Genomic DNA, 21,809 nt, shown 5'->3' on the forward strand with positions numbered 1-21,809 from the left:
CGCCAAACACCTCAAGGCGCTCCGATGGCGAACGCCCTATCAAGCAATCTGCAACGCCTGGACAAGGGACCCGTCAATCTTCAAAATCAATCCGCACCATCTCATTCCGGGACCACACACCTAGAGCCATTCAGGGTTAAATTAAGGACGGTCTGCCGGAGCAGGTTTCGTCAGGGCGCGATCCACCGAAGCAGCCGCCGTCCACAATATGCCGCAGCCAGCAACACCGCCGCGAAGCCGGTAACCGTCACCATGCTGCCGGGATGCAAGGGAACATTCCTCCACACCGGGCGAACGACATCCGCAGTGTTGAACGCCTCACCGCTGAACTCGCAGGTGATCAGCGCCAGACCGCGCAACACCATGCCGGCGTCGATCGCAGAGACGATGGCCTCCGCCTCGTCCGCCTCCGCGCCCATGTTGCGCATCGACAGGAGCACGGCCTTCGTTGCCGCGAGGTAGGCGTGCGAGCATTCATTGAATGGACTGGCCTCGTCGGTCACCCCGCCCGGCATCTTGCCCCAGAGACAATAGGCATGCTGGATCTGCGCATAGTTCAGCACGCGTCGGAACGGCTCGTTCGTGTCCGTGGCACGCGCCGCGAGATCAATGATCCGATCGCGATACTCCGCCATCATGACCATTTCGCCATGTGAGATCTCGGCGATCGCGATGCCGCTTTGGGAACCGCTGCTGCTCCGCTGGTGCGCGTCGGCCGCGACGGACCAAAGCTGCAGGACAGCAATCATGGCTACAAGAAAAATGGGACGCCGACTGGTCATCTCTGAGGACAGGCTCCGGACTCCGGAGCCTTCTCCGATCAATGGAAGACCGACGCGCGAGCGCTGAGCCTGGGTGCGGCACCGAGCTTGCGCTCGGCCAGAGCACCAAAGGCCAGGCCAAGAACGCCCCATAGGATGGCGTGCATCCCGATCGTGGTCGTACGGAAACGCCAGAGAACCATAGCCGAATAGTTCTCCGGAACCTCGTTGATCGGCGGCAGCAGATACTGCACGAGGCCGATGAAACCGACATAGGCCAGACCTGCCGCGATTGCCGCATTCCACATACCGAACCGCGGCGTGAGGCGGCGTGCAAGCGCAATTGCCGCTACAAGCGCAGCGATCGAAACGACGATCATCAGGAAAAACAGCTCGGTCCTGACGCCAATGGTGTCGGGATTGCCGACTGCCGGCGGATTGGCCGGATATTTTATGTTGGGTACGATCACGATAGCGACAAACGCCGCAACGGCGATGACGGCACAGGTCCCGCGGGCGCTCAGATTGCTGAACCGCCCCTGGATAAAGGCGAATACGAGGGCAAACAGGCCGCCGACAGCAATGCTGTAGGCCATTACACCGGTCAAGAGGCCAAGGCCCGCCTGCGTGGCGCGGCTGACGATTTCAGGCTCAGCAGTTTCACCCGCCGCCTGGGCGGCCGCCTCCTCGAACGCGATCGCCTGGTCGACAAGCGGCTCGCCGAAAATATGCGCAAAGGCGAAAACGAGGACGCCAGCGACCACCCCCGCGAGCATGCCGCGAAGCAAAAGATTTCCAACCATGTCCGGAACTCCCTTAGTGGCAGGGAAAGCCGAGGAGATGCCGGCCGTCATGCACGAACTCGTGCACGTACATACCGTTGAAAAGCGCCATCGCGCCCTCTTCGGTACCGACGAAATAGATGGCGATGAGCATCAGTAGACCGCCGAAGATGGCCCAAGGCAAAAGCTCGCCAACCGGAATCGGAGCCGGTGCGGCGACGGGCGCAAAAGTAGTGTCAGACATGTATTCCTCCTGGAATGACGCGTTCAGTCGAGAATCGTTGCGTGGCAGGGTCTGACTTCCAGTCCGAGGTATCCTCATCCTGATCACAGTGGCGCGACCGCACCGGAATTTCACCGGTTTCCAAACCCACAACATCACCGTTATATCTGCCGCTTCGAACCTGTCAACGAAACTTCATGCAGCGGCGGGCCACGCTCCCCGATATCCGGAGACAACGAACGTGATGACGCGCCTTACCTGGATCTGCCACGGCCCGACGGCCGCCAACCGCGAGGCGCGCTTCCCGCAGGACGAACCGCTGAATGAAAAGGCAATCATTGCCACACGGGCAATCACCCCACGCCTGCGGCACGCCGACAGCGTCTTCGCCAGCCCGACGCTGCGCGCGCGGCAGACGGCCGGCGCGCTTGGCTTGCAGCCGGAAGTTTCCGAGGCGCTCGCCGATTGCGATTTTGGCCGCTGGGCGGGCCGTTCGATCGCCGAGATCCAGCAAGCGGAACCCGAGAACCTTGCCGCCTGGATGGCGCAACCGGAGGAAGCACCGCATGGTGGCGAGGCGATCGCTGCCGTGTGCATGCGTGTAAACGGCTGGATGCGCGAGCACTTGCAGTCCGGCGGTAACATCATCGCCATTACCCATGCGGCGGTCATCCGAGCAGCCATCATCGGCACGCTGAATGCCCCCCTGTCATCATTCTGGATTACCGATATCGAACCGCTCGCCGTCGCTCACATGACCAGCAACGGAAGCCGCTGGTCCCTGCGCTTCGAAGGACAAACCACCTAATTTTCAGGGCGATAATTTAGTCCAGCCTTACGCAAGCAATCGATGCGATAGTTTTTCGACCCGACACCGTCGGGCTGTCAATCCTTGCCCCAAGGAGGACTTTGCATGCCCTATGATTGGAGCGGCGCGCGGATGCGACGCACGCGCCTGCTACGTATGACTGGCGCCGGGATGCTTCTCCTGCTCGTCGTCAGCGTCACCCTTCTAACCAGACTTTGAGAACAACAGGCGAGCGACAAGCGCTCGCCTCGTTTTTCACCGCGGCTTTCGAGCCAGTTCACACGCCGTGATAGCGATTCGATAACAAGAAATCGCCCTTTGATTTCAACAAACGCTTCAGACTTCCATGATACATCAGCGCCCGGGTGGAGATGGAGTAAAGCATGCCGGTATTCTTCCAGAGCAGGGCCGGGAGGCAATGCTTGTTGGTCATGGCGTTGGGGGTAACGCTATGGCTCGTCGGTGCAATCCTGGAACTGGATAACTGTGTGGTCGCCTTCGTCGGCGCCTACGAAAGCTATGGTGCAGACAAGCTCGTCCTCGCCCTTGGCATCGGCGGGGCGATGAGCTTCGTCTATTCGATCCTGCGCATTGTCGATTTGCGCAAGGAGATGGAGCTGCGGGCCACCGCTCAGGCCAAGGCCGACTGGACAGCAACCCACGACCACCTCACCAAACTTCCCAACCGCTATGCGTTCGAACGGAAAGTCCTGCCGCAAAGGACGAAGACCGACGTCGAAGGTGACGAGTGGGAGCAGAACGTGACAATCTTCTCGATAGACCTCGATGGCTTCAAGAAGGTCAATGACCTTGTCGGCCACAATGGCGGCGACGCCCTTCTGATCGAGGTGGCAAAACGGATCTGCGCAATCGGAAACGCGGACTGCGTCTATCGCTTCGGCGGCGACGAGTTCGTCGTCGTTGCGCTTGGCCTCTCCTCCCGCCATGAAGAACGCTTCGCGCGTTTGCTCATTCAAGCCGTAACACGGCCCATTCACATCAACGGGTTCGCGGTCGAAGTCGGCGCCAGCGTCGGCCACGATCGCTGGGAGCAGGGTCAAGAGCCGCTCGAGGACGCGGCCCACCGAGCCGACCTCGCCATGTACGAGGCGAAGTCACGCGGCCCCAACCACCACATGGTGTTCGAAGCCTCGATGCAGGACAAGGTGGCAAAGCGCGCGACGCTGGAATCCAAGCTGCGCGTCGCAATTCAGCAAAAGGCCATCCGCCCCTTCTATCAACCGTTGATCGATCTCAAGAGAGGCACGGTCTGCGGCTTCGAAGCGCTCGCTCGCTGGACGGACGAAGAAGGCGTCGCCATTCCGCCGCCGGAGTTCATCGGCATTGCCGAAGAGACCGGACTGATCACCGAGCTTTTCGAAGACCTTCTGGCGCAGGCCTGCGGAGACGCCCTGGCCTGGGACGACCACGTTACCCTCTCCTTCAATGTCTCTCCGGTGCAAATGGAGGACAAGCTGCTGGCCTCGCGCATCTTCAAGGTGTTGTCGGCAAATGGTCTTCCGCCAAGTCGTCTGGAGATCGAGATCACCGAAAATGCCCTGATCCAGGATCCGGCGGTTGCCGCAATCATCCTGGATGAACTCCACGATGCAGGCGTTCAGATCGCGCTTGACGATTTCGGCACCGGCTACTCCAGCCTCGCCCAGCTCGCCCGCTATCGCTTCGACAAGATCAAGATCGACAAGAGCTTCATCGCAACGTACCGCGATGATGAGCGTCAGGAAAAAATCATCCGCGCCATGCTTGGGCTCGGGCGCAGCCTCAACATACAGACCACCGCCGAGGGCATCGAAGAGCATCGCCAACTCGGCCACCTGCTTCAACTCGGCTGCGATGTCGGACAGGGCTATCTCTTCGGCAAGGCGATGCCCGCCGAAGAAACGCGCTCGTTCGCCCTTGACCGTCACGAGACATTGGCCAACGGATAAGCGCTCCGCACTCCTCTCCAGTAGTCCTCTACATCAGAACTTCGTAATGGACCCGTTCAGACAGGGCCACGTTCGCTCACGCAGCATGGACCGCGATCACCGATCGGACCTAGCCCGATCGGTGCGCAAAGTGAGTGGACCCTTGTCATAGGAGAGGGATTTATCGCGCATTTTCGTATCGCTGCCGCCTCGGCGGCCTTCATTGGTCTTGCAGGGGTGGCGTCGCCCCCCGATCTTATGAGGGGGCGGCCGCGGTTGTACCAGCAGCCCCAGTTTTCACCTGGAACGGCTTCGATGCCAGTTCTCAGGGTGGACCGCCGGAGCCGGTCTCGACTACGCCTTCACGTACAACATCTTCGGGCGTGGAATGTCGTTACAACGACTACGGCAGCAAAGTCCTTTTGGGCATAGACACCGTTTTCAATCAGAAGGTTGTTACCGTCGGCGTTGGCTTCAGATTTTGAGACTGCTCAACGATGAAATGACCAAGCCCGGACATACGCCCGGGCTTTGCTTCTCTGAACTGAGGCTGGTCGCCGTGTAAGATAAGCCTTAGTGGTGGTTTCCACACCCTGGTTTCCACCACCCTGGTTGCCGCCACCCTGGTGGCCACCACCCTGGTTGCCACCGCCTTGGTTGCCACCACCTTCGTTACCGCCACCCTGGTTACCGCCGCCTTCGTTACCGCCACCTTGGTTGCGCAGCACTCAGCCGATAGGATGTTTTCGACGCGGACCTTGGCAGCTTTCGCAGCGTTCACGCTTGTTTTCACAGCGTTTTCTGGTGAGAGCTATGCAGGATCCGCCCTGCGCGCATCAGGCGCCATTGGAGCGCCGATAGGCTTCCCCTCGGCTTGCACGCGCTATACTTGGCTTTGCCATGGCAACGGCGGCCACGAGATGACCGACGAGAAGGCTATGCCTTTGCTTCAAAAGGTGAACAGGCAGGTCAACGCTGGCGACGGACGCACAGACATCGGGGAAATCCGAATACTGGTCGCTTCCCATCAACAACAAAGGCGACTGCGAAGACTATGCCCTACTGAAGCTGAAAACCTTGCTGGGCGCCGGCTTTGCGTCGAACAAACTGGCGCTTTCGGTTGTCATCGATCGCCGCGGCAACAACCATGTCGTCCTGCTGGCCCGACTGAGATCCGGCGATTATGTTCTCGACAATCTTGCAGGCAAAGTAAAACCCTAGGCAAGCACGGGATATACTTTTCTGGCAAGCCAGAACTTCAACGACAGAAGCGCCTGGCAAGTAACGCTGGCCGGCCCGAGAGCGGACCAATATTCCGGAACGTAGAGCGCTGCGAGCAATTCTCCGCTTGCCGGCCGGCCGCGAGCCTTCGCGACGTTGCAAGGGCTAGTGGACGGACGGGTCCTCTTCCTCCAGAAATGTTCGGATCCCCTCGCGTGCGATCGTCGCCAGGAACTCGTCAAAGGCCTCGCGATCGGTCGCGAAGGGCTCTTCCCATTCGATGAGATCCTCGTGCTGGGTCACCACTTCCATTTTCCAGTCGCCATTCGTACCCGCCGGACGGAAGATGTCGACGAGCACGGTCACGCCATCATCGGTAAACTCACCGGCAAGCTCGGAATGTTCCAGTTTCGGCTTCTTCGCCATTCTCAAATCCGATCCGTGATTTTCGCCGAGCAGTCTAAGCGACAATGATGACAACAGCGCAGACCCATGGTGCACAGGGGTAAGCAACGGAGAAAGGCCCGCAGCCAAGGTTTATGGGAAAGTCCACAGAAGAAAATGCGTCATTTGACTGGTAGCGGAGGAGGGATTTGAACCCCCGACACAAGGATTATGATTCCTCTGCTCTGACCTACTGAGCTACTCCGCCACTGGTCAACGGTGCCGTTCGCGATGCGCTCGGCCCGTGGGATGAGCGGCTTATAAGGTGCGCTTCGGCTTTGTGTCAAGCGCATGATCGAGAAAATACCACAGGCTTTTTCAGGCCGCGACCGGGCTGGCCAACAGCGCCTTCAGCGAAGCTTCCGCCGCCGGTTCGCGCTCGGAGCGTTCGATGAAACCACCGCCATACACGCGGGCGTCGTCGCCGGGTGCCGAATAGAGCGCACAGGCCTGGCCCGGCGCAACGCCAGCCTCGCCAACCGCGAGGTCGACATAGATGCCGGTCGCATCGGCATGCAAGACGGCAGGCGTCGGCGCGCGCGTCGAGCGAACCTTGGCAAAGCACACGAAGCCCTCGCCCGAAGCCGCCTCGACAAGCGGCTCGTCACCCAGCCAGTTGACATCCCGCAAATAGACGCGGTGCGTCTCCAGCGCCTCCTTCGGCCCGACAATCACCCGGCGCGAGCGGGCATCGAGATAGACGACATAGAGCGGCTCGCCGGTGGCGACGCCGATGCCGCGGCGCTGGCCGATCGTGTAGTGCAGGATGCCTTCATGCTGGCCCAGCACGCGGCCGTCGAGATGGACGATCTCGCCTGCGAGTGCCGCATTCGGCTTCAGCTTGTTGATGATGTCGGAATATTTGCCCTGCGGCACGAAACAGATGTCCTGGCTGTCGGCCTTCTTGGCGACGACAAGCCCCATCTCTTCGGCAAGCTTGCGGGTTTCTGCCTTGGGCAGACCGCCGAGCGGAAAGCGCAGGTAATCGATCTGTTCCTGCGTCGTCGCGAAGAGGAAGTAGCTTTGGTCGCGATCGGCATCAGCAGGGCGATAAAGGGCGCGGCGACCGGGATTGCCGGGGGCCGGATTGGCGCGGGAGCGAATGTAGTGGCCAGTCGCCAGCGCGTCGGCGCCAAGCTCCTTGGCCGTTGCCAGGAGATCCGCGAACTTGACCGTCTGGTTGCACGAGACGCAGGGGATCGGCGTCTCGCCGGCCACATAGCTTTCCATGAAGGGGTTGATCACCGTATCCCGGAAGCGCTTTTCGTAATCCAGGACATAGTGAGGAATACCGAGCGTTTCGCAAACGCGACGCGCATCGTCGATATCCTGGCCGGCGCAGCAGGAACCGGCACGGTGAACGGCCGCGCCGTGGTCGTAAAGCTGCAGCGTAATGCCGAGCACGTCATAGCCCTGGCGCTTGAGAATGCCTGCCACCACGGAGCTATCAACGCCGCCGGACATGGCGACGACAACGCGGGTATCTTCCGGCCTCTTGTCAAAATCCAGTGTATTCACGGGTGGCTGCCAATTCTAAGCTTGTTGCGGTCCGCCCATCTGAGCCGGCGGATTTCCTGCGTCCGAGCGGGATCGGCCGCCGGACTTTCGTGGCGAGGATATAGAAAGGATTGGGGTCCGGCGCAAGAGGAAGCAAGTTTCATCACTCGCGCCGCCCTGGTTCGCAGCGCGGCTCGATCAGGACGACGCGATCAGCCTCCACGCCATTCCGGCAGCAGCACATCCAAGCAGTGTGGGGATCACCGACATCCTGAACCGGAAGATCGCAACCGCTGCGGCAAGGCTGAGAGCCAGCGACGGCAGGGCGAGCGACGACCAGACCGGCAGTTCGACCCATAGTGGACCGAACTGATGGACGCGAGCCTCGACAAATAGAAAGTGCAGACCGAACCAGATGGCGAGGTTCAGTATCACACCCACCACGGCAGCGGTGATCGCCGACATTGCACTTGCGAGCGCCGCATTTCCCCTGAGCTTTTCAATGAAAGGCGCACCGAGAAAAATCCAGAGGAAGCACGGCACGAACGTGACCCAGGTCGTCAGCATCGCCGCCAGCGTGGCTGCGGTCATCGGATCGAGGCCAGCCGGGTCGCGATAGGCGCCCATGAACCCGACGAACTGTAGAACCATGATCAGCGGCCCCGGCGTCGTCTCGGCCATGCCGAGTCCATCTAGCATCTCCGTCGGCCGCAGCCAGCCATAGTGCTGCACCGCCTCCTGCGCGACATAGGCGAGGACGGCGTATGCGCCGCCAAAAGTCACCACGGCCATTTTGCTAAAGAAGATGCCGATCTGCGTGAACACATCATCTCCGCCACGGAAGACGTAGAGCAGCAGAAGCGGCCCGAGCCAGAGTGCCAGCAACACAGCCGAGATCTTAAGCGACCACACCAGGTTTGGCCGCGCATGAACCGGCGTTTCCTCACCAAGCGCGGAGTCGGCATCGGCAAGGATGTGACCCGCCGCAGTTTTGTGGCCATTACCCACCTGGAAGAGCCTTGAACTGGATTTGGAACCGAGGAAGCCTGTTATCGCCGCCGCCAGAATGATGAGCGGGAATGGGACGTGGAGCACAAATATCGCGAAGAATGCCACTAGCGCGATAACGACCATCGCGGGATTTTTGAGCGCCCTGCCCCCGATCCGAATGACCGCTTGCACGACGACCGCAAGCACGGCGGCCTTGAGGCCGAAGAACATGCCTTCGACGGCCTCGACGTTGCCAAATATCACGTAGACGTAGCTTAAGGCCAGGATGGAGAGGAAGCCGGGCAAGACGAAAAGGATGCCGGCCACAAGGCCTCCTGCCGTCCTGTGCATGAGCCAGCCGATATAGATGGCGAGCTGTTGCGCCTCTGGCCCGGGTAACAGCATGCAGTAGTTGAGGGCGTGCAGAAAACGGTGTTCGCCGATCCACTTCTTTTCGTCGACGACGATCCTGTGCATGACGGCGATCTGCCCGGCCGGGCCGCCGAAACTCAACGCCGCCACGCGCAACCAGACGCGAAAGGCCTCGCCGAAGGAGACACCGTGACCCGTCCCGCCCGTCGTGTCGTCGGCGGGCCTGTTCGTGGCAAGATTGGTCATCTAACTTCCCTTCTTCGCCGAGGGCCAGTTGTGCGTTTCGTCGGTCGCGTCGCGGCACCATCGGTAGAAGGCATCGTAAAGGGTCATGCCGGCCTGCAATTGCTCGAGGTCATCGGCAAACATCCGCGAGAGCCCGAGCGAAGCCGCCAGCAATCCCGCTGCTTCGGGTGCGAGATCGAGCCTTGCGGTGTCGGCAGCCCGGACGATCGTCGCAAGCCTGAGGAGCGGCTGGGATTGAAGGGTGAACTCCTCCAGCATGATATCGAAGGAGCAACGCTCGCCACGATGGCTCCAGAAGACATCCTCGATGTCGAACGGTGTTGCGCCGAACCGGTCGGCGACCATCAGCACTTCAGCGGTGGGAACGAACAGGAAGACAGCCGATGGATCGACGAAGCGGCGGATCAACCAGGGGCAGGCGATACGGTCGATCTTCGGGCGCGCGCGCGTGACCCAAACCGTCCGCCCCTTCGCGTCCCGCGGCGGCAGCTTATCGTCCGGCACGGCGAGACCGCCTGCCTTGATCCATGCCTCGAACCCGCCTTCCAGTGTTTCGGCCTGCGTACCCATGACGCGAAGATGTGCGGCAACGCCGTGGCTAAGCTTGGCGCCGTGGTGGCAGACAATGACGGCCGGACCGTGGATTTCGGCACCCCACTCCTCCACATCCTTGAATGGCTTGCGGATCGATCCGGGAATGAGACGAGAATCTGCGGAAAAGTCCTCGTCATTGCGCACATCGATCAAGACAGGCGCACCCGGCGTGCCGATGAGGCGGTTCAGTTTGTCGGCTGAGATTTCGGTGAATGACGGCATCGCGCGTCCTCCGTTTTAGCGGCTTCGTTGGACGCGACTCTTCGGCTGGCGCCTCGTGGGGTGATCGCGACCCCATGGACCATATGATCCACGCGTGAATCGGCTATGTCAACATTTTCCGCCTGCTTGCGCTGCCGGCAAACAATTGAGATGTAACGATTGATCCCGCAGCGGCTAGACTGAAGTGTCCGAGCGCACGAGGAGGACGATATCACGCTAGGCTTCGGACGCTTTTTCAGGTCGCCGTCAGATTTCAAAAGCAGAAGACCCTGGCGGGTTCGTTTGTGAAAGGTAGTTCGATATGGTCGACGTTGCCGGCTCGCGACCCGCAGCCCTGCGGGCGATCCCGAAAGGCGTCTGGGCTCTCGGCTTCGTTTCGCTGTTCATGGACATCTCCTCCGAGATGATCCACGCGCTGCTTCCGGTCTACATGGTTGCCATCCTCGGCACTTCGGCATTTGCAGTCGGCGTGATCGAAGGCATTGCCGAGGCGACCGCCGCCATCACCAAAGTGTTTTCCGGAGCGCTCAGCGATTGGCTTGGCAAGCGAAAGCTGCTCGTGGCCCTGGGCTACGGAATGGCCGCGCTGACAAAGCCAGTGTTTCCCCTGGCACCGTCGCTGGGCTGGCTCGTGACCGCGCGTTTCGTGGACCGCGTTGGAAAGGGCATCAGGGGCGCACCGCGCGACGCCTTGATAGCCGACATCAGCCCGAAGGAAATCCGCGGCGCAAGTTTCGGTCTGCGTCAGTCGCTGGACACGGTCGGCGCCTTCCTTGGGCCGGCACTGGCCTTGGGTCTGATGTGGTGGACCGCCGACCACTATGCGACGGTCTTCTGGATCGCCGTCATACCGGCGTTCTGCTCGGTCGCGATCATCCTCTTTGTCGTCAAGGAACCGCCGCATGCCGACCAAGGGCGCGCTCGGGTGCCGCTCCGAGCCTCGGAACTCGTTCGACTGCCTGTGATCTACTGGCTGGTCGTTGCCGTCTCTGCTGTCTTCACCCTTGCACGGTTCAGCGAGGCCTTCCTCATCCTTGATGCTCAACAGATGGGACTTCCCGTCATGTTCGTTCCGATCGTCCTGATCGTCATGAACATTGCCTATGGAATCTCGGCTTATCCGGTAGGCGTCATGGCGGATCGTGTCGACAGGATAACCCTGCTGATGGTCGGGCTGGCGCTTCTCGTTCTCGCCGACCTCAGCCTTGCGTTTCTTCCCGGGCTGGCAGGCCTCGGGATTGGAGTACTGCTGTGGGGGTTCCACATGGGCTTTACACAGGGCCTGCTGGCGACCCTTGTTGCGGATGCCGCACCCGCCGAACTGCGCGGAACCGCCTTCGGCATCTTCAACCTGATTGCGGGTGTCGCTCTTCTCGCCGCGAGCGTGCTCGCCGGCGCCCTCTGGGATTGGGGCGGACACCAGATAACCTTTCTCGCCGGCGCAGCCTTTGCCTCGCTCGCCGGCCTTTCGCTGCTTCCGTTGAAAAGGCGGCTTAGAACTGCTTTATAAATCAGGAGCTTGCCCCGTCAGCGATCCACGCAGCAAAGCTGACACCTTCGAGGTAATGATTTCAGGAGCCGGTCGCGGCAAGCAAGGGAGAGGCTCCGCCGTAAATCAGGGCCTCCGCCTCGGCCTGTTGCATAGGCGTGCCAAGCAGGAAGCCTTGTACTTCGCTGAAGCCTTCGGCGCGCAATTTCCGTAACTGCTCTTCGGTCTCGATCCCTTCCGCAAGCGTTGTCGCGTTGAAACCAGAGCCGATGCCGACGACCGCCCGCACGATCGCCAAGTTACCCGGATCCGTTTCGATGCCGGAGACAAAGCTGCGGTCGAGCTTGATCTTGTCGAAGGCAAAGGCGCGCAGATAACTGAAGGAGGAATAACCGGTGCCGAAATCGTCAATGGCGATGCGGATGCCGAGTTCCTTCAACGCCCGCAAGAGCGGCAGGCTCTGCTCAACGTCGGCGAGGAAGACTGACTCGGTGATCTCGATCTCAAGGCGTTCAGGACGGAGACCGGTCTCATCCAGTACCGCAACAACGGTCGCAAGCAGGCTGTTGTGGCGAAACTGGCACACGGAGAGATTGACGGCGATCTTGAGGTGATCGGGCCAGGCCGCCGCCGCCCGACAGGCTTCGCGCAGCACCCACTCGCCGACCTGAATGATAAGGCCCGTCTCCTCGGCGAGGGGTATGAATTCCATCGGCGGGACCAGCCCTCGTACGGGATGGCGCCAGCGGATCAAGGCCTCGAAGCCCGCCAGACCATCGTCGTCAAGTTGCACGATTGGCTGGTAGTGCAGTTCAAACTGGCCCTTTAGCAGCGCCTCGTGAAGCTCGGCCGTGAGCATGTGCCTGCGCTCGGCTTCGAGGCGCATTTCAGGAAGATAAAAGCGATAGGTCGAGCGACCACTTTCCTTCGCTGCGTAGAGCGCAAGGTCCGCGTTTCGCATCAGGACATCGTCGTCCTCGGCGTGCTCCGGCGCAAGCGCAATGCCGATGCTGCAGGTGACGTGCTCGTCGACGCCATCAAGATCAAATGGGGCCGATAACGATCGGAGCAGCCGTTCGGCAAAGCGTTCAATGTTCTCACGTCGCTCCAGTCGGAGCAGCAGCGCAAACTCGTCGCCGCCGAGACGCGCGACGAGGTCGCCATCGGCGACAAGCTGCATCAGGCGCCCTGCGACCTGGCATAGCAGCGCATCGCCCGCGGCATGCCCTTTGCTGTCATTGATATGCTTGAAGTGGTCGACATCGAGGTAAAGCAGCGCCAGCGGGTTTTCCGTCGTGGCGACCGGTGCCTCCCGCTGGATATGATCGGCGAAAGAGGCGCGGTTCGGCAGGCCCGTCAGCGCATCGTGCATTGCCATGTAAGCGAGACGAGCCTCGACCGATCGCTCCTCGGTCACGTCCTGGGAAATGCCCAGGACATAGCGCGGCACGCCGCCGTCCGGTGCGGGCAGAGCCCGCTTGATCGTCCGCAGAATCCGCGGCGTCCCATCGGCGCGCTGCATCGTCTCTTCGAAGCTGATGGTTGTACCTGCCCCGAGAGCTCGGGAATCCTGCTCGCGAAAGATCGCCGTTTGCTTCTCCTCGAAAATGATGGAGTCGCTCTGACCGATGATACCTTCTGGATCGTGGCCGACGATGACCCCACACGCTTCGTTGAAAAGGATGTAGCGTCCGTCTTCTTCCATGTCCTTCACGAAGACGCCTACGGGCAGGTTGTCGACGATACTGTCCAGCATTGAGCGTGTATCGCTCACCTGCCTTTGGGCTGCGTTGACCTCGGTCCGGTCCTGCACGATCGCGAGGATCGCATCCCGTCCGTCGAAGCGAACCGCCCGTCCGTAGGTGAGCACTTCCAGGGTTTCGCCATTGGCCTTCAAATGCGTCCAGCGCTCCGCACGCTCCATATCCGTACGGGCCTGCACGGCATCGCGCATTCGCTTGCGCTCTTGCTCCGGCCTGATGTCGAGGACCGTCATGCGCGCGTAGTCCTGGCGCGAATAGCCGTAGAGATCGACGGCAGCATTGTTGACGATCAGGAAGCGAAGGCTGCCGGGTTCGTAGACCCACATCGGCGACGGATGGGTTGCAAACAGCGACTGAAAATCATCGTTCGGCGCATCGATCGGAGCAAATGCTTTCTGGAAACCGGTCATACTAGATCACAAGAAGTAATGGCAGCGGATCGACGGGTTATAGGTCGAAAAGCTAAACAAAAACAAAATCATAATTCGCACAAACTTTAGGCGCAACGCCTTTGGATTGTGCATTGCGGTATTTCTGCCTCCCCTCCCCATCAGTGATGGGCATGGCTGCACTGGCCGTGATCCGCCAGCACCTCGATGACACGGCACTGATCGACACGGCCGTGACCGCAGCCTTCCACCATCAGCTCCAGCTCCGCTTTCAGCGCCATCAGGCTTCGGATCCTCTGCTCGACTTCGATTAGGCGGGCCTTGGCGATCGCGTCTGCAGAGGCGCATGACTGGTGCGGGTCGTCCTGCAGGGTCAGGAGGGTGCGGATCGCCTCCACTTCGAAGCCAAGCTCGCGGGCATGACGGATGAAGGCGAGCCTGCGCAGATCCGCCGGCTCGTAGGAACGTTGGTTGCCTTCGCTCCGGTTCGGCTCCGGCAGGAGGCCGATGCTCTCGTAGTAGCGGATCGTCGGCACTTTGACGCCGCTTTTCCGGGAGGCTTCGCCGATCGTGATCGTTTTCATGATTTTCCTCTTGCACCTCTAGTCGCTAGAGGATGTAGGGAGGATGCTTCTGTCTGACAAGGAAGCGGATCATGGGTGAAACGGTCGAGAAACGTTACAGGGTTGGCGGCATGGATTGCGCCAGCTGCGCAGCCAAGATTGACACCGCCGTCCGACGCATCCCAGGTGTCGAAGACGTTTCTATCTCCGTGACCGCGGGGACGATGACTGTACGCCACGACGGCAGCAGCGATCTTGTCGCCATCGAAAAGAAAGTGACGAGCCTTGGCTATTCCGTCTCGCAGGTGACCGGAAGGATGCCAGTGGATACACAGCCGGCAGACCATTCCCACCATGACCATGACCACAGTAATCACGACCACGCGGGGCATAATCACGCAGGTCATGAGCATGTAGCGGAAAGAGTGCCTGACGCGCTGGAAGGGCTCCACGGTCACGAGGCCCCTATGGCCGGACCTTGGTGGCACAGCAAGAAGGGCCGGCTGACAATCTTTGCCGGCGCAGCCCTCGTTATAGCTTACGTCATCGGCCACCTCGTGCCGGCAATTGCGCCCTACGCGTTCATCATGGCAGTGCTCGTCGGCCTTGTTCCAATCGCCCGACGCGCAATCGTCGCTGCCTTCGCTGGCACGCCCTTTTCGATCGAGATGCTGATGACGATCGCGGCGGTTGGCGCGGTGATCATCCAGGCCAGCGAGGAAGCCGCCGCCGTGGTCTTCCTGTTTCTGGTTGGCGAACTGCTGGAAGGCATCGCCGCCGGCAAGGCACGCGCGAGCATCCAGTCGCTGGCGACCCTGGTCCCGAAACGCGCCTTCCTCGAAGAGGATGGCAAGACCCGGGAAGTGCCCGCCGAGAGCCTCGCCGTCGGTTCGACGATTCTGGTTCGTCCGGGCGACCGCATCGCAGCGGATGGCACCATCCTGTCCGGCGAAAGTGCAATCGACGAAGCGCCGGTCACCGGCGAAAGTACGCCCGTGCAAAAAGGCGTGGGCGACACCGTTTTTGCAGGTACCGTCAACGGCGACGCGGCTCTTCGGGTCAAGGTGACGGCAGCGGCGGCGGACAACACGATTGCGCGTGTCGTCCGGCTGGTCGAAGCGGCGCAGGAATCAAAGGCGCCGACGGAGCGCTTCATCGACCGTTTCTCTCGTTACTATACGCCCGGCGTCGTCGTGGTTGCCGCCCTTGTCGCGATCCTGCCGCCGCTTCTTGGCGGCAGCGCCTGGAACGAATGGATCTACAAGGGCCTCGCCATATTGCTGATCGGCTGCCCCTGTGCCCTCGTGATCTCGACCCCGGCCGCGATTGCCGCCTCGCTTTCTTCTGGAGCGCGCCGCGGTCTGCTGCTGAAAGGCGGCGCGGTTCTCGAGACCCTCGGCAAAGTCACTGCCGTAGCATTCGACAAAACAGGCACGCTGACGGAAGGCAAGCCGCAGGTGACCGATGTGATCGCGTTTGGAAAGGACGAAGGCGAAGTCCTGAAATATGCCGCTGCCCTTGAGACAGGATCCAGCCATCCGCTGGCGCTTGCAATTCTGGCGCGAGCAACCGCCGCCGAGATCACCCTCCCCGCAGCAAGCAACGCCAAGGCTCTGGGAGGAAAAGGCATCACCGGGATCGTCGAGGGCCAACCCGTATTCTTCGGGTCTCCCAAAGCCGCCAGCGAACAAATCCCTCTTTCATCGGATCAGGTCGCGCGCATCACGGCGCTCAACGACGATGGAAAAACAGTTTCGGTACTAATCGTCGGCGACACGCTGGCAGGAGCCATCGCCATGCGTGACGAACCGCGCGATGACGCCGAGCCCGGCCTTGAGAGATTAACCGAGGCAGGCATCAAGACTGTCATGCTAACGGGTGACAATCACCGTACCGCAAAAGCAATTGGCACACAGCTCGGCATCGAGGTACGCGCCGAACTGATGCCGGAGGACAAGCAACGCATCGTGACCGAGCTGAAGCGCGGCGGCCTGATCGTTGCCAAGGTTGGCGACGGCATCAACGACGCCCCTGCCCTTGCGACCGCCGATGTCGGTATCGCCATGGGCGGCGGCACCGATGTGGCGCTCGAAACTGCCGATGCCGCGATCCTGCATGGTCGCGTCAGCGACGTTGCGGCGATGATCGCGCTCTCCAAGCGCACCATGCGCAACATCGTCCAAAACATCACCATCGCGCTCGGCCTGAAGGCGGCATTTCTCGTGACCACCATCGCAGGCATCACTGGCCTCTGGCCGGCGATCCTGGCCGATACCGGCGCAACGGTGCTGGTCACCATCAATGCGCTGAGACTGCTGAAGCCGGCCAGGTAAGGGGTTAAGCAGGCACCGCTCTTTCGCTCATCGTTTTTCTCCGAGGTACTGAAAGATCGTTCGTTTCCAACGCGGATCGTGAATCGCCTGAAGGACGGCGACGTCGATTGCCTTTCGATACGGTCTGCCGAGCGGCATGGCGAGCCCGTAGCTTTGGGGCTCGAAATCGACATCCAGGACTTGCACGCTGCTGGAGAAATGCTGCTCCACAGTCCACGCTAAAAGCGGCTTGTCGTAGACGAAGGCATCGATCGATCCTGTTTCGAGCGCCTTCAGCCCGTCGGCAACCTGGGCAAATGTGCGGTGCTTGATGCGCTCGCCGTCCAGGAAGCCGATGGTCGCCGAATTGGCAAGCGTGCCAACGCGCACGCCCGGCAGATCCTCCACGCCATTGACCAGCCCGCGCATCTGCCTCGTCGTCAGTGCGGAAGTGACGCTGGCGGTGAACACGGCGATCGTGATGATCGATACCACCATCCAGATGATCGCAAGCGCCCTCCCCGCAACGGTGATCGGCCCGCGATGCCCGGTGCTTGCCTGCGTCATGGCCTCCGCGGACCACCAGATGCTCGCTCCCAAACCGCGTCCGACCGGTCCGCCGAAGTCGTCGTTGTGGCGCCGCTCGAACAGCCACACCAGTGCGCCGACCAGCAGGGAGATACCGATCAGCGCTCCCGCCGCCTGCAGGAATCCCGCTGAGATCATTGTCCGGGTGATTTCGCGCCACACCGACACGCTGTTGACCGACACAGCGATCCCCAGACCGGTATCGTAGAAGGGCTGACTGAAATCCACGCGGCGTTCGCGGTCGGCCGTGATGGTGATCGCTGCGACGGAAACATCGTAGTCGCCCCGCGATGTGGCTTCGATGAGTTTTTGAACATCGGGCTCTTCGGCGAGGCGAAACTGCAGCCCTAGCTTCTGCGCGACCTCGCGCCAGAGCTCAATGGAAATGCCGCTCCAATTGCCATCGGCATCCTTCATCGCAAATGGCGGTGCCTGCTTGGTGCCGATAACAAGTTCGCGCTGAGGGAAATCTTGCCTGTCGGTCTGCTGCGGAACCTGCCCATAGACATAGGCGCAGCCGACTGCAGTTCCACTGAAGGCCGAAAAAGCGATAAGCGCGCCCCGGATATGGCGGCCCGCAGTGCGCACCCACCCACGTATGCCAGTCGCAAACGCTGCAACGGAGACTGCCACGATACCCGTTCTCACAAGCCTCCAACTCCGAAAAGAAACGCGCGCCAAGGCTGCCTAGTCCTGGGCAACGGCCTGGCCAGCGGTCCGAAGCGAGCCACGAAAGAACGCAAATTAGAAGTACGTTACAGTAAAATTTGCGCATCGCCCGCCCTTCATACGCCTACGATTATCAAAGGCACCGGGTCAGGTACAAAACCTCTGCGTTAGTCTCGCTGCGCAATTTGCACGCAGTGGGAACATTTCGCTCGCTGGGGCGTTAACGTTGAGAGGAGGAGTAACATGACGAATGACTTCAACAGACCAAACCCAACGAATACCTCGGCGTCCAAGAGCAGGACGCTATGGATTGTTTTGGCAGCCATTGTCGTTATCGTAGCATTAGCAGCCACTTATTGGCCGAGAACACAAACCGGTTCGACCGCGACGGCACCGAACGCACCGGCTCCGACCACTTCCGAGCCGGCGTCACCGCCACCTGCATCGACTGCACCCGCGACACCGCCAGCAGCTGAGACTCCTGCCGCTCCAGCTCCTGCTGCCCCGGCTACCGAGACTCCGGCCGCCCCGGCGCCAGCCGCCCCGGCGCCAGCCGCCCCGGCGCCAGCCGCTCCGGCTCCAGCGAACCCGCAGTAGTCGCGAGACCGCTTGCTCAGGCGGGTTTAACCTGCAAGGCCGGCCGCTCGACTTAGTTCGCGCCGGCCTTGAGGATGCGATGCGTGCTGACATCCAGCGCATTGCCCGCTTCCCTGCCGTCCTTGGCAAGACCGTTCGCCGTGTTTGCGCAAGCTGACAGGCTGATGAGTGATGCGAGCGCAAGGCCGATAGCGACGACTGACTTTGTCATGAAAGCTCCCAAATTGGTTGTTCAACAACCGTAGAAAGAGACCGATGGTCGCCCTGGCAGTGATCAACGTGGTCGACCGAAAGACAAAACGAGAAAACCCGGCGCAGGTTCCCACGCCGGGTTTTCTCATTGCCTTGGGAGCAAAACTCAGTCGACTGCGAAGACCAGCGGCTTTGCCTGGCGGATCGCCGAGTGTGCTGTCAGCTTGGCCAGAACCTCATCGCCAATCGGACCATCGACGTAAAGCAGCGCGATAGCATCGCCCCCCTGCTTGTCGCGGCCGAGCTGGAAGTTCGCAATGTTGACGCCAGCGGCGCCTAGCGTCGTACCGATGAAGCCGATCATGCCGGGTACGTCGGTGTTGGCGATGTAGACCATGTGCGAACCGACATCGGCATCAAGGTTGATGCCCTTGATCTGGATGAAGCGCGGCTTGCCGTCAGAGAAGACCGTGCCGGCGATCGAACGCGTCATCGTGTCGGTCTTGACGGTGAGCTTGATGTAGCCGTCGTAGACGCCGGTTTTGTCACGCTTGACCTCGGAGAGCACGATGCCCTTTTCCTTGATCATGATCGGCGCCGAAACCATGTTGACGTCGGCGACCTGGTTGCGAATGAGGCCGGCGAGCAGAGCCGAGGTCAGCGCCTTGGTGTTCATCGTCGCCGTCGCGCCATCGTACAGGATCTCGATTTCCTTGATCGGATCTTCCGACACCTGGCCGACAAAAGCACCGAGAACGTCGGCAAGCCGGATAAACGGCTTCAGGATCGGTGCTTCTTCAGCAGTGATCGACGGCATGTTGATGGCGTTGGAGACTGCACCCTTGACGAGGTAATCCGACATCTGCTCGGCGACCTGAAGGGCGACGTTTTCCTGTGCTTCCGTGGTCGACGCACCCAGGTGCGGCGTGCAGACGACGTTCGGCAGGCCGAACAGCGGGCTCTCCTTGGCGGGCTCGACCTCGAAGACGTCGAAGCCGGCGCCGGCGACGTGGCCGGACTTGATGGCTTCTGCGAGCGCTGCTTCGTCAACCAGGCCACCACGGGCGCAGTTGATGATGCGAACGCCGGGCTTCGTCTTGGCGAGGTTTTCCTTGCCGAGGATACCGCGGGTCTTGTCGGTCATCGGAACGTGCAGCGTGATGAAGTCGGCCTTGGCCAGCAGCTCGTCGAGCTCAACCTTCGTGACGCCCATTTCCTGCGCGCGCTCGGCCGACAGGAAGGGATCGTAGGCCAGAACATGCATGCCGAGGCCGATAGCCTTCTTGCAGACGATGCCGCCGATGTTTCCGGCGCCGATGACGCCGAGCATCTTGCCGGTGATTTCGACACCCATGAACTTCGACTTTTCCCACTTGCCGGCCTGCGTCGATGCATCGGCCTGGGGCAGTTGGCGGGCAACGGCGAACATCAGCGCAATGGCATGCTCGGCCGTGGTGATAGAGTTGCCGAACGGCGTGTTCATGACGATGATGCCTCGCTTGGAGGCGGCCGGGATATCGACGTTATCGACGCCGATGCCGGCGCGGCCAATGACCTTGAGATTGGTCGCAGCGGCGATCAGCTTTTCCGTCGCCTTGGTGGCGGAGCGGATGGCGAGACCATCGTAGTTGCCGATGATTTCGGAGAGCTTGTCCTTGTCCTTGCCGAGCTGCGGCTGGAAATCGACTTCGACGCCACGATCACGGAAGATCTGGACAGCGGTTTCCGACAGTTCGTCGGATACGAGAACGCGAGGTGCCATTGCGGGGCTTCCTTCAAAAAGTTCAGCGATGGATGAAATCAGGGATACGAGGCTCCGCCCGTTCGGCGGAGCCGGATGCTATCAGCTCAGGCAGCAGCCTGGGAAAGCGTCGCCTTCTGGGTCGCGAACGCCCAGGAGAGCCACGGCATCAGCTTCTGCATGTCGGCAGTCTCGATCGTGGCACCTGCCCAGATGCGCAGGCCCGACGGTGCATCGCGATAGTGGCCGATGTCATAGGCGACACCTTCCTTGTCGAGCAGGCTGACGACGCCCTTGGCGAAGTTCGCCTGACCATCGGCGTCGAGCGCCAGAACGTCCTTGTCGACGATCTTCAGGCAGACGGACGTGTTGGATGCCGTCTCCGGCTTCACCGCCAGGTTGGCGATCCAGTCGTTGGCAGCAACGAAGTCCGCGATTACCTTGGCGTTGGCATCGGCGCGGGCCATCAGGGCCTTGAGACCGCCGACTTCCTTCGACCAGAGCAGTGCATCGATATAGTCCTCGACGCAGAGCATGGACGGCGTGTTGATGGTCTCGCCGCTGAAGATGCCTTCGATCAGCTTGCCACCCGAAGTCATGCGGAAGATCTTCGGCAGTGGCCAGGCCGGCGCGTAGGTGAGCAGACGCTCGACAGCGCGCGGAGACAGGATGATGACGCCATGTGCGCCCTCGCCGCCCAGAACCTTCTGCCAGGAGAAGGTGACTACATCGAGCTTGGCGAAGTCGAGATTCTGTGCGAAAGCGGCCGAGGTGGCGTCGCAGATCGTCAGACCCTTGCGATCAGCCGGAATGAAATCGGCGTTCGGAACGCGAACACCGGAGGTGGTGCCGTTCCAGGTGAAGACCACGTCGCGGTCGAAATCGATGGTGGAAAGATCCGGCAGCTCGCCGTAGCCAGCTTCGATCTTGCGGACGTCTTTCAGCTTCAGCTGCTTGACGACGTCGGTAACCCAACCAGCGCCGAAGCTTTCCCAGGCGACCATGTCGACGCCGCGCTCACCGAGCAACGACCAGAGGGCCATTTCGACGGCGCCAGTGTCGGAAGCAGGAACGATACCGATGCGATAATCCGCCGGCACTTCCAGAACGTCACGGGTGAGATCAATGGCCTGCTTGAGCTTCGTCTTTCCGATCTTCGCGCGGTGCGAACGGCCAAGAGCCGCATCGGAAAGGGCTTCGAGCGACCAACCGGGGCGCTTCGAGCAAGGGCCAGAGGAAAAATGAGTATTGTTCGGACGTACGTCCGGCTTTGCGGTCTTCGCCATGTGCTATCCTTCCAGATAGATAGCTCCTCGTTGGGGAGGAGTGTCCCGCCGCCGTCGTTATAGGGCGGTGGGATCGAAGTCAAGCAGCCGCTGTCGCTAGGAGAGAGATTTTTAGCGTATGCGCGTCATTGC

Annotated in this window: 18 protein-coding genes, 1 tRNA gene, 3 pseudogenes and 1 riboswitch; of the genes and pseudogenes, 7 read left to right on the forward strand and 15 right to left on the reverse strand. The window is 60.9% G+C overall.

Annotated elements, in window-relative coordinates; genetic code table 11:
- Positions 1–124, forward strand: a pseudogene (locus IB248_RS22810) (IS481 family transposase); the annotation flags it as partial.
- A 46-nt stretch (positions 125–170) separates the two neighbouring features.
- On the opposite strand, the gene IB248_RS22815 reads toward IB248_RS22810, so the two are convergent.
- Genes IB248_RS22815 through IB248_RS22825 form a run of 3 tightly spaced genes read right to left on the reverse strand, consistent with a single transcriptional unit; the run spans position 171 to position 1,787 of the window.
- A complete protein-coding gene (locus IB248_RS22815) occupies positions 171–782 on the reverse strand; it encodes a hypothetical protein (RefSeq protein ID WP_018859238.1) in 612 nt (203 codons plus the stop codon).
- Between the two features lie 38 nt (positions 783–820).
- The gene (locus IB248_RS22820; protein WP_192241688.1) at positions 821–1,564 is read right to left on the reverse strand and encodes a CbtA family protein; all 744 of its coding nucleotides are present in this window, start codon (positions 1,562–1,564) and stop codon (positions 821–823) included.
- A gap of 13 nt (positions 1,565–1,577) precedes the next feature.
- Positions 1,578–1,787, reverse strand: a complete 210-nt coding sequence (locus tag IB248_RS22825; RefSeq protein WP_018859236.1) for a CbtB domain-containing protein — start codon at positions 1,785–1,787, stop codon at positions 1,578–1,580.
- Positions 1,788–1,815: 28 nt separating this feature from the next.
- A riboswitch (cobalamin riboswitch) is annotated at positions 1,816–1,953 on the reverse strand.
- Between the two features lie 57 nt (positions 1,954–2,010).
- On the opposite strand from IB248_RS22825, the gene IB248_RS22830 reads away from it, so the two are divergent.
- The 3 genes and pseudogenes from IB248_RS22830 to IB248_RS31880 all read left to right on the forward strand — a co-directional run.
- Positions 2,011–2,574 carry a histidine phosphatase family protein gene (locus IB248_RS22830; protein ID WP_113471098.1) on the forward strand — a complete coding sequence of 188 codons (564 nt, stop codon included), beginning with the start codon at positions 2,011–2,013 and terminating at the stop codon, positions 2,572–2,574.
- A gap of 383 nt (positions 2,575–2,957) precedes the next feature.
- Positions 2,958–4,523 (forward strand): EAL domain-containing protein, encoded by a 1,566-nt coding sequence (locus IB248_RS22835; protein ID WP_192241689.1) that lies wholly within the window; start codon positions 2,958–2,960, stop codon positions 4,521–4,523.
- Between the two features lie 301 nt (positions 4,524–4,824).
- A pseudogene (locus IB248_RS31880) lies at positions 4,825–4,987 on the forward strand (porin family protein); the annotation flags it as partial.
- On the opposite strand, the gene IB248_RS22840 reads toward IB248_RS31880, so the two are convergent.
- Entirely contained in the window at positions 4,948–5,295 is a 348-nt protein-coding gene (locus tag IB248_RS22840; RefSeq protein ID WP_192241706.1) for a hypothetical protein, read from the reverse strand. The pseudogene IB248_RS31880 and the gene IB248_RS22840 sit on opposite strands and share 40 nt — an antisense overlap.
- Between IB248_RS22840 and IB248_RS22845 the strand changes: the two are divergent.
- Positions 5,243–5,828: pseudogene (locus tag IB248_RS22845) on the forward strand (transglutaminase-like cysteine peptidase). The gene IB248_RS22840 and the pseudogene IB248_RS22845 sit on opposite strands and share 53 nt — an antisense overlap.
- Before the next feature lie 60 nt (positions 5,829–5,888).
- On the opposite strand, the gene IB248_RS22850 reads toward IB248_RS22845, so the two are convergent.
- The 5 genes from IB248_RS22850 to IB248_RS22870 form a co-directional block, all read right to left on the reverse strand.
- Positions 5,889–6,149 carry a hypothetical protein gene (locus tag IB248_RS22850; RefSeq protein WP_018117109.1) on the reverse strand — a complete coding sequence of 87 codons (261 nt, stop codon included), beginning with the start codon at positions 6,147–6,149 and terminating at the stop codon, positions 5,889–5,891.
- A gap of 149 nt (positions 6,150–6,298) precedes the next feature.
- Positions 6,299–6,375 (reverse strand) — tRNA-Met (locus tag IB248_RS22855).
- 110 nt (positions 6,376–6,485) lie between these two features.
- On the reverse strand, positions 6,486–7,685 hold the full coding sequence (mnmA, locus tag IB248_RS22860; protein WP_018859230.1) for a tRNA 2-thiouridine(34) synthase MnmA: 1,200 nt from the start codon (positions 7,683–7,685) through the stop codon (positions 6,486–6,488).
- 177 nt (positions 7,686–7,862) lie between these two features.
- Entirely contained in the window at positions 7,863–9,272 is a 1,410-nt protein-coding gene (gene chrA / locus IB248_RS22865) for a chromate efflux transporter (protein ID WP_192241690.1), read from the reverse strand.
- On the reverse strand, positions 9,273–10,088 hold the full coding sequence (locus tag IB248_RS22870) for a sulfurtransferase/chromate resistance protein (protein WP_113471095.1): 816 nt from the start codon (positions 10,086–10,088) through the stop codon (positions 9,273–9,275). It lies immediately after the preceding gene.
- A gap of 301 nt (positions 10,089–10,389) precedes the next feature.
- Here IB248_RS22870 and IB248_RS22875 point away from each other — a divergent pair, with 301 nt between their 5' ends.
- On the forward strand, positions 10,390–11,598 hold the full coding sequence (locus IB248_RS22875) for an MFS transporter (protein WP_018859227.1): 1,209 nt from the start codon (positions 10,390–10,392) through the stop codon (positions 11,596–11,598).
- A 61-nt stretch (positions 11,599–11,659) separates the two neighbouring features.
- Here the strand turns inward: IB248_RS22875 and IB248_RS22880 are convergent, their stop codons facing one another.
- Together IB248_RS22880 and IB248_RS22885 are read right to left on the reverse strand one after the other, a co-directional pair.
- Positions 11,660–13,750, reverse strand: coding sequence for a bifunctional diguanylate cyclase/phosphodiesterase (locus tag IB248_RS22880; RefSeq protein WP_018859226.1), 2,091 nt, complete (start codon positions 13,748–13,750; stop codon positions 11,660–11,662).
- A gap of 140 nt (positions 13,751–13,890) precedes the next feature.
- Positions 13,891–14,313: a helix-turn-helix domain-containing protein gene (locus IB248_RS22885; protein ID WP_018859225.1), complete on the reverse strand. Its 423-nt coding sequence runs from the start codon at positions 14,311–14,313 to the stop codon at positions 13,891–13,893.
- Between the two features lie 71 nt (positions 14,314–14,384).
- Between IB248_RS22885 and IB248_RS22890 the strand changes: the two genes are divergently transcribed.
- Complete coding sequence (locus IB248_RS22890; RefSeq protein ID WP_192241691.1) at positions 14,385–16,625, forward strand: heavy metal translocating P-type ATPase; 2,241 nt, start codon at positions 14,385–14,387, stop codon at positions 16,623–16,625.
- Between the two features lie 27 nt (positions 16,626–16,652).
- Here IB248_RS22890 and IB248_RS22895 read toward each other — a convergent pair whose 3' ends face one another.
- The 4 genes from IB248_RS22895 to IB248_RS22910 form a co-directional block, all read right to left on the reverse strand.
- Entirely contained in the window at positions 16,653–17,840 is a 1,188-nt protein-coding gene (locus IB248_RS22895) for a transporter substrate-binding domain-containing protein (protein WP_245268003.1), read from the reverse strand.
- A 670-nt stretch (positions 17,841–18,510) separates the two neighbouring features.
- Positions 18,511–18,669 carry a hypothetical protein gene (locus IB248_RS22900; protein WP_018859220.1) on the reverse strand — a complete coding sequence of 53 codons (159 nt, stop codon included), beginning with the start codon at positions 18,667–18,669 and terminating at the stop codon, positions 18,511–18,513.
- A 147-nt stretch (positions 18,670–18,816) separates the two neighbouring features.
- Positions 18,817–20,412, reverse strand: coding sequence for a phosphoglycerate dehydrogenase (serA, locus tag IB248_RS22905; protein WP_113471094.1), 1,596 nt, complete (start codon positions 20,410–20,412; stop codon positions 18,817–18,819).
- An 86-nt stretch (positions 20,413–20,498) separates the two neighbouring features.
- Entirely contained in the window at positions 20,499–21,677 is a 1,179-nt protein-coding gene (locus tag IB248_RS22910) for a phosphoserine transaminase (protein ID WP_018859218.1), read from the reverse strand.
- Between the last annotated feature and the right edge of the window lie 132 nt (positions 21,678–21,809).

This window comes from Rhizobium sp. RHZ01 (genome assembly GCF_014851595.1).
In the GTDB taxonomy this organism is placed as follows: domain Bacteria; phylum Pseudomonadota; class Alphaproteobacteria; order Rhizobiales; family Rhizobiaceae; genus Rhizobium; species Rhizobium altiplani.

Excerpts from the sequence above, each read along its gene's own strand:
- IB248_RS22815 (WP_018859238.1), bottom strand. The coding sequence starts at position 782 with ATGACCAGTCGGCGTCCCATTTTTCTTGTAGCCATGATTGCTGTCCTG.
- IB248_RS22820 (WP_192241688.1), bottom strand. The coding sequence starts at position 1,564 with ATGGTTGGAAATCTTTTGCTTCGCGGCATGCTCGCGGGGGTGGTCGCT.
- IB248_RS22825 (WP_018859236.1), bottom strand. The coding sequence starts at position 1,787 with ATGTCTGACACTACTTTTGCGCCCGTCGCCGCACCGGCTCCGATTCCG.
- IB248_RS22830 (WP_113471098.1), top strand. The coding sequence starts at position 2,011 with ATGACGCGCCTTACCTGGATCTGCCACGGCCCGACGGCCGCCAACCGC.
- IB248_RS22835 (WP_192241689.1), top strand. The coding sequence starts at position 2,958 with ATGCCGGTATTCTTCCAGAGCAGGGCCGGGAGGCAATGCTTGTTGGTC.
- IB248_RS22850 (WP_018117109.1), bottom strand. The coding sequence starts at position 6,149 with ATGGCGAAGAAGCCGAAACTGGAACATTCCGAGCTTGCCGGTGAGTTT.
- chrA (WP_192241690.1), bottom strand. The coding sequence starts at position 9,272 with ATGACCAATCTTGCCACGAACAGGCCCGCCGACGACACGACGGGCGGG.
- IB248_RS22870 (WP_113471095.1), bottom strand. The coding sequence starts at position 10,088 with ATGCCGTCATTCACCGAAATCTCAGCCGACAAACTGAACCGCCTCATC.
- IB248_RS22875 (WP_018859227.1), top strand. The coding sequence starts at position 10,390 with ATGGTCGACGTTGCCGGCTCGCGACCCGCAGCCCTGCGGGCGATCCCG.
- IB248_RS22880 (WP_018859226.1), bottom strand. The coding sequence starts at position 13,750 with ATGACCGGTTTCCAGAAAGCATTTGCTCCGATCGATGCGCCGAACGAT.
- IB248_RS22885 (WP_018859225.1), bottom strand. The coding sequence starts at position 14,313 with ATGAAAACGATCACGATCGGCGAAGCCTCCCGGAAAAGCGGCGTCAAA.
- IB248_RS22890 (WP_192241691.1), top strand. The coding sequence starts at position 14,385 with ATGGGTGAAACGGTCGAGAAACGTTACAGGGTTGGCGGCATGGATTGC.
- IB248_RS22900 (WP_018859220.1), bottom strand. The coding sequence starts at position 18,669 with ATGACAAAGTCAGTCGTCGCTATCGGCCTTGCGCTCGCATCACTCATC.
- serA (WP_113471094.1), bottom strand. The coding sequence starts at position 20,412 with ATGGCACCTCGCGTTCTCGTATCCGACGAACTGTCGGAAACCGCTGTC.
- IB248_RS22910 (WP_018859218.1), bottom strand. The coding sequence starts at position 21,677 with ATGGCGAAGACCGCAAAGCCGGACGTACGTCCGAACAATACTCATTTT.